4 protein-coding genes are annotated in these 6,488 nt (G+C 72.8%); all 4 read right to left on the bottom strand.

Annotated features, from left to right (window positions below):
- Positions 1-386: 386 nt before the first annotated feature.
- Positions 387-1,823, bottom strand: a complete 1,437-nt coding sequence (locus tag VIB55_RS01475) for a hypothetical protein (protein WP_331874885.1) — start codon at positions 1,821-1,823, stop codon at positions 387-389.
- Between the two features lie 96 nt (positions 1,824-1,919).
- A complete protein-coding gene (locus VIB55_RS01470; RefSeq protein WP_331874886.1) occupies positions 1,920-3,344 on the bottom strand; it encodes a glycosyltransferase in 1,425 nt (474 codons plus the stop codon).
- Positions 3,344-4,399: a HEAT repeat domain-containing protein gene (locus VIB55_RS01465; RefSeq protein ID WP_331874884.1), complete on the bottom strand. Its 1,056-nt coding sequence runs from the start codon at positions 4,397-4,399 to the stop codon at positions 3,344-3,346. Before VIB55_RS01465 ends, VIB55_RS01470 begins: the two co-directional genes overlap by 1 nt.
- A gap of 5 nt (positions 4,400-4,404) precedes the next feature.
- On the bottom strand, positions 4,405-6,488 hold a 2,084-nt coding region (locus VIB55_RS01460), incomplete at its 5' end, for a response regulator (protein ID WP_331874883.1).

The following is a 6,488-nucleotide window of genomic DNA, read 5'->3' as shown; positions in this document are numbered from 1 at the left end:
TGCGCAGGGGAGGGGGAGACCTGAATCGCACTCCGGCTGACCCCGTGCGCTCGACTGCGCTTGCAGTCCGCGAAGGCGGACTTCGGGCCGTTGTTGCCGCGACTTCAGTCGCCCGAGGGAGCCGGGGCCTCGGTTGGGATGACATCAGCGCGGATGGCTGGCTGCCGGTGCATGCCTCGAGAGCCCCCTCCCCCCGGCCCCCGTCCCCCGCTGCGCAGGGGAGGGGGAGACCTGAATCGCGGTGCCGCCGGCGTGGCGCACTCGACTGCGCTTGGAGTCCGCGAAGGCGGACTTCGGGCCGTTGTTGCCGCGACTTCAGTCGCCCCAGCAGGGCCGGGCGAATGATCCCACGGCTCGAGACGCGGCACGCGTTCCTGTTCCGCCGGCTACGGCACCCCGGGCTCCAGCTGCCGGTCCAGCTCGGCCTGGATCGCTCCCAGGCCGGGACCGTAGACGTACCACGGTCCGCCCTGCGCCGTGGCCGCGCGCACCTCCGCCGCCGTCGCGCCCCCCGCCTTCCACATGAGGTCGATCGACTCCGCGATCCCGCGATCCGCGCGGGAGGCCGCGTCCGCCGTGCCCACGTAGACGATCCCGCGCACGCCCCGCTGCTGGAGGTACGCGCCGAACTCGCGCCCCGTCGGGCGCGGACCCACGGCGACGTTTGGGGCCAGAACGCGCACCGGTCCGCCATCCATCGGCTCGGCGAAGAGCGAGGGCGGCAGCGGCGGCAGTCCCGTGCGGTACGCCTGGACGAAGGCCTCCACCGCCGGCGATACCGTGCGGAAGCCGTGCACCATCAGCGGCCGGGGAAGCGCCTTCGCCCGGGCGGCCGCGGCGAGCGCCTGCTGGGGATCGTAGGGAAAGGAGCGGATCGTCGCGAACTCCACCGGCATCCGGTACTGCCGCGCCAGCGCCCGCTCCTTGGCGACCCACGTGGCGTCTTCCGTGTTCGCCGTGTCCAGCAGCGACAGCACCTGCTTCACCGAGCCGGAAAGCACGTATCCCAGCCACTCCTCGTCGGTGGGGAACGGAGCCACGTGGACGCCGTCGGGAAAGTGGTAGATGCCGCCGCGCTCGAACGCCGGCATGTCGCCCAGGCGGCGCGCGCCGTTTTCCTTCTCCGCCTCGGCCACGGAGGCGTCGCCGTCCGTCAGCAGGCGGCGCACGACGTTCACCCGGTCCTTGCCCAGGTAGCAGTGCACGTAGTAGCGGCCCTGGCCCGAACTGGCGAGTTGGCGGATGCGTTCGGTGGATTCCTCGTTTTCGCTGATCCACGGCAGCATGGGCGCGTGGATCAGCTGGATTCCCACCTCCCGCGCGGCCTGCCGTTCCTGGGCCAGCAGGCGGGGCTCGAAGGGCGCGACGGCGGGGTGAAGGAGCGTGATGACGCCGGTGAAGCCCTGGCGCTTCAGCCGCGCCAGCGCCGCCTTGTCGGGATACGGGCCGAAGACGAAGCGCTCGCCGGAGTCCGTCATGGCCTCGCCGCTGTTCACCAGCCGCGGGTTCAGCCAGAGCAGCAGGGCGCCGCAGGCCAGCGCCGTGGTCACCGCGGGGGTGCCCCAGCGGCCCCGCCCCGCGGCGGCAATGAACCGGCCGGTGAGCTTCCACGCCACGAACGCCGCGCCGGCCACCAGCAGCAGGATCATCCCGCGGACCATCAGGTCCTCCATCCCCTGCCCCGCCCCGCGCGCCCGCAGCGCCGACGTGGCCCAGCGCACCGGGCCCAGCAGCGTGAGCGTTCCCGCGAAGAAGCCGATCGTCCCCATCAGGTAGAAGAAGACCACCAGCCGCATCACCGGCGACGGCGACGGCGCGCTCACGCCAGCCCCGCGGACGACTGCGGCCCCGAACCCATCCCCCTCATCGGCTCCTCCCCATCAGCGAAGCACGTGTACGATCAGCGATGACCACTTTGGCTACTTCTTCACCACCGGGGCGAAGCCCTTTCGCTCCATGGCCCCCCAGCTCTTGCTGCCGCGCAGGTACTTCCAGATCCCCTGCAGGCGCCAGAACACCGTCAGCTGGCGGTAGCCCACGTTCTCCACCAGCGCCCACAGCACCAGCAGCGCGCGGTCGGCAAAGGTGTCGTAGCGCTGGAACGAAACCTCTTCCATCACCAGCGTCATCAGCGTCATCACGGCGCCCAGGCCGTATGCGACCAGGAAGAAGAGGATGGCGAACGGCAGGTTGATGGCGCCCAGCGCCAGCCCCAGCACGAGCCCCAGCAGCCCGATGAACTCCACCACCGGTGCCATCAATTCCACGATGACGAAGTAGGGGTACACCACCATCCCCATCGTCCCGTACTTCGGGTTGAACATCACGCCCCGATGCCGCCACAGCACGTCGGCCAGGCCGCGGTGCCAGCGGTCGCGCTGCCGGCCCAGCACGCGGCGGGACTCGGGCGCCTCCGTCCACGCCACGGGATCGGGGACGAAGGCGATCTGGTGCGGGCCGTTGGTCTCGTAGCCGGTGCGCCGCAGCCGCAGGGCGATCTCCATGTCCTCGCCCACCGTGTCGTGCTCGTAGCCGCCCGCGTTCATCATCGCCTGGCGGTCGAACAGCCCGAAGGCGCCGGAGATGATGAGGTTTCCCCCCAGCCGGTTCCACCCAAGCCGCCCGAAGAGAAACGCGCGCAGGTACTCCACCACCTGGCACCCGGGGATCAGCGCACGGGGAGCCCGCGCCTGCGTCACGCGCCCGTTCTCGACGATGGAGCCGTTGGCGATGCGGATGGTGCCCCCGGCCGCGACCACGTCGTTGCGGTGCAGGAAGGGCCCCACCATGCGTTGCAGCGAATCGGCCTCGATCAGCGTGTCGGCGTCGATGGCGCACACCAGGTCGCCCGTCGCCAGGTTCAGCCCGGCGTTCAGCGCGTCGGCCTTGCCCCCGTTCACCTTGTCGACCACCACCAGGTTGGGGTGCAGGCGCGAGCGGTACAGGCCCACGATGTCCCTGGATTTGATGCGCTTCTGGTAGATGGGATGGATGGGCGCCAGGTCGAAGGTGTCCATCAGCACCTGGACGGTTTCGTCCCTGGACCCGTCGTTGACGACCACCACCTCCAGGTTGGGATAGTACAGCGCCAGCAGCCCCCGCACGCTCTCGGAGATGGTGGCGGCCTCGTTGTAGGCGGGGGCCAGCATGGAGATGCTGGGAGCCGCGTGCGACCCCATCAGCCGCCAGCGGGCGCGGCCGCGCGCAAGCAGCACGTATTCGCGCATCTCGTATCCCGCGCTGAGCAGCAGCAGCAGGTACCAGCCGTTCACCAGCAGGAAGTAGACGAGGATGGCCGTCTCCAGCCGCACCAGCACCATCTCCACGAACCGTCCGGCGTCCATCACCAGCGCTCCCGCTCCGCGGACGATTCGGGAAGGTCCAGCACCTGGCGGGAGATGTCGGCCGCGAAGGGGTCGTCGTCCGTCAGCCCGCGGCGCAGGTACAGGTGGCCCGGGCTTCCCAGCCCGCGGAGCGCCAGCGCTCCCTGGCTGCGGACGATCCAGGCGCGGTCCCGCAGCAGCGGGGCGATCACCGCGGCGCTGGGCCAGTGCCCCAGCCGGCCGAGAGCGGCGGCGGCGGCGGCGCGCACCCCCGCGTCGTCGTCGTGCACCATGCGCTGCAGCACCCCCACCGCTTCCTCGCTGCCGATGGCGCCCGCCAGCGCGGCGGCGCGGGCGCGCACGGGCGCGTCGGGGTCGAGGCACAGCCGCAGGGCCACGGCGCTGAAGGCGGGGTGGGCGATGCCGGCGGCCACGTCCAGCGCCGGCTCGGCCGCCGCGCCGTCGTGGGTTTCCAGGTAGCGCACCAGCGGCTCGATGGTGCCGGCGCGCAGCCGCAGCAGGGTGTCGCGCACCACGAAGCGGCCGTAGCAGTCGGTGTCGGGAAGCAGCTCCACCAGCCGCTCGATGATCTGGGGCGTGGGATGCTCGCCGGCCCACTCCACCGCCTCGGCGCGCACGCCGGAGTGACGGTCGTCCAGCAGCGCCGGGACGATGTCCTGCCCGCCGCCCACGGTGGCCAGCAGGCGCACCCCGAGCAGGCGGTCGCGCCAGGAGCGGGAGCGGGCCAGCCGCTCCGCCACCGGCACCAGGCCGATCTCGCGCGCCAGAACGCCCAGTTGCGCGCGCCCCTGGCCGCTGATGCTGGGGACCAGTTCGGTGAACAGGCGCACCTTCAGCCGGGTGGGAAGCCCGCGCAGCAGCGCCTCGTCCGCCTTGGTGGGGCGCCCGGTCCTCACCACCTCCATCAGCGCGCGCCGGCCGCGCGCCGTGGCGACGGCCCAACGCCGCTCGCGCGCGTTCGAGAGCACCGCGTGGCCGAAGAAGGCGGCGATCGCGCAGGCGAAGGCGATGACCTCCAGGAAGAGAACGAAACGGACCAGCTGGACGGGATCCACCGCGGTCAGCCTCGCAGCGCCCGGCGGATGCGCTGCAGCAGCACGGGAATGCTGAACGGCTTGGGAACGTGGTCGTAGGCGCCCATCTCCAGCGCCCGCACCACCTCGGCCTCGTGGGTGCGAACGGTGAGCATGATCACGCGGGTGCGGCCCAGCAGCTTTTCCTGCGCCAGGCGGCGCAGCACGCCCAGGCCGTCCATCCCGGGAAGGTCTACGTCCAGCAGCACCACGCGGGCGCGAAGCGCGGGGTTGGGGCCGGTGAGCAGCTCCACCGCGCCGCTGCCGCTGTTCACCCACTCGTGGCGATAGCCCCGCGTTTCCAGCGCGTGCTGAAGAAGGCGGGCGATGGCGTCGTCGTCTTCCACCACCAGCACGTCTACCGAGCGCGGCCCCTCGCCCCGCTCGGGGGTCCACCCGGAGGGCACCACCCGGTCGCGCCCCGCCGCCTTGGCCTGGTACATGGCCGCGTCGGCGGCGCGGTACAGGGTGTGGAGCTCGCGCCCGTCCGCCGGATAGTCGGCCACCCCGGCGCTGAAGGAGACGGAGAACGTCTTCCCGTCGGGGTCGGTGAACACCTCCTCGCGCACCACCTCCAGCGCCTCGGCAATGCGCTGCACCCCGTCGGCGCGGTCCATTCCGTACATCCCCACCACGAACTCCTCGCCGCCCCAGCGCGCCACCACGTCCTCGGAGCGGAAGCGCTTCTGGAGCACGCGCGCCACCCGGGCCAGCACCTCGTCGCCCACGGCGTGGCCGCAGCGGTCGTTGATCCCCTTGAAGCAGTCCAGGTCGATGAGCGCCAGGGCGAACGGCTCGTTCTGCGCCGACGCCAGGCGAAGGAAGCGCTCCAGCACGTCCTCCGAGCCGCGGCGGTTGGCCACGCCGGTGAGCGCGTCCGTCTCGGCGATGGCGCGCTGAAGCCGCACCCGCTCCAGCCGGTTGCGGATGCGGGCCGTGAGCTCCGGCCCCACGAAAGGCTTGCCCACGAAGTCGTCGGCCCCGGCGGCGAAGACGCGGCGCACGGTGTCGGGGTCGGTCTGCGCGGTGAGGAAGACGACGGGAACGGACTGCCAGCGCGGGTCGTTCCGCAGCACCCGGCATAGCTCCAGCCCGGTGACCCCCGGCATCTGGAAGTCCAGCAGCACCACGTCGGGGGCGGCCGATTCCAGCGCGTCCCAGAAGCGCAGGGGATCGGAAAGCGTTTCCACCCGCACGCCCCCCACGCCCACGATGGTGCGGACGGCCTCGAGCACGGCGGGCTCGTCGTCCACCGCCAGCACCACGGCCTCGCGGTCGCCGCCACCGCGCAGCAGGGGCTCCAGCGCGTCGATGGCGCGCGGGGGCGAGATGGGTTTGCGCAGGAAGCCGCGCCCGCCGTGGCGCGCCACCTCTACCCGGTCGGCGAAGTCGTCGCTGCGGGTGAGCACCACCACCGGCACCGGCCACTCACCGTCCGCCAATTCGCGCAGCAGCTCCAGCGTGCGCCCCTCGCCGTCCAGCTCCAGCAGCGCGGCGTCCGGCCGCCGCCGCGCCAGGCTCCCCCGCGCCGCGTCGGCCCCGTGCGCCACCACCGTCCGCATCCCCCGGCCCGACGCTTCCATGGCCAGCCGCTCGGCCATCTCGCGGTCGGAGTCCACGATCAGCAGCAGCGGCCCGTCGCCCGCCTGCCCCTCGGGCGCGGCGCCGGGCGCGGGCGCGGCCGGTCCCCCCGCGCCGATGGGCGCCTGCAGCTCGCGGCGGATGGCCACGGCCAGGTCCGCCAGGTGCAGCGCGTCGGCCTGGGCCAGCTCGCCGGGGCCGGCCAGGAGCTGCTCGGCCTCGCGGGAAAGGCGCGACGCCTCGCCGTAGCCGAAGGTGCCCACCGAGCCGGCCAGCTTGTGCGCCTCGCGCTCGGCGTTGCGGCGCGCCTCGGCGTCGAGCCCGCCCTCCAGCAGCGAAAGCGCGGCCTGCTCCACCACGTCCACCCGCTTGAGCACCGGCTCGCGGAAGCGCTCCCACACCTGCGCGACGGCCGCGCTCAATCCACCGGCGGCGGGCGCGGTGGGGGACGCGGCGGCTTCGGCGGCGCCCAGGGCGGCGGCGGCCTCGC

This window comes from Longimicrobium sp., assembly GCF_036554565.1.
In the GTDB taxonomy this organism is placed as follows: domain Bacteria; phylum Gemmatimonadota; class Gemmatimonadetes; order Longimicrobiales; family Longimicrobiaceae; genus Longimicrobium.
The sequence above is the reverse complement of the archived record's forward strand: the minus strand, read 5'-3'. Positions and strand labels throughout refer to the sequence as shown.

Excerpts from the sequence above, each read along its gene's own strand:
- VIB55_RS01470 (WP_331874886.1), bottom strand. The coding sequence starts at position 3,344 with ATGGACGCCGGACGGTTCGTGGAGATGGTGCTGGTGCGGCTGGAGACG.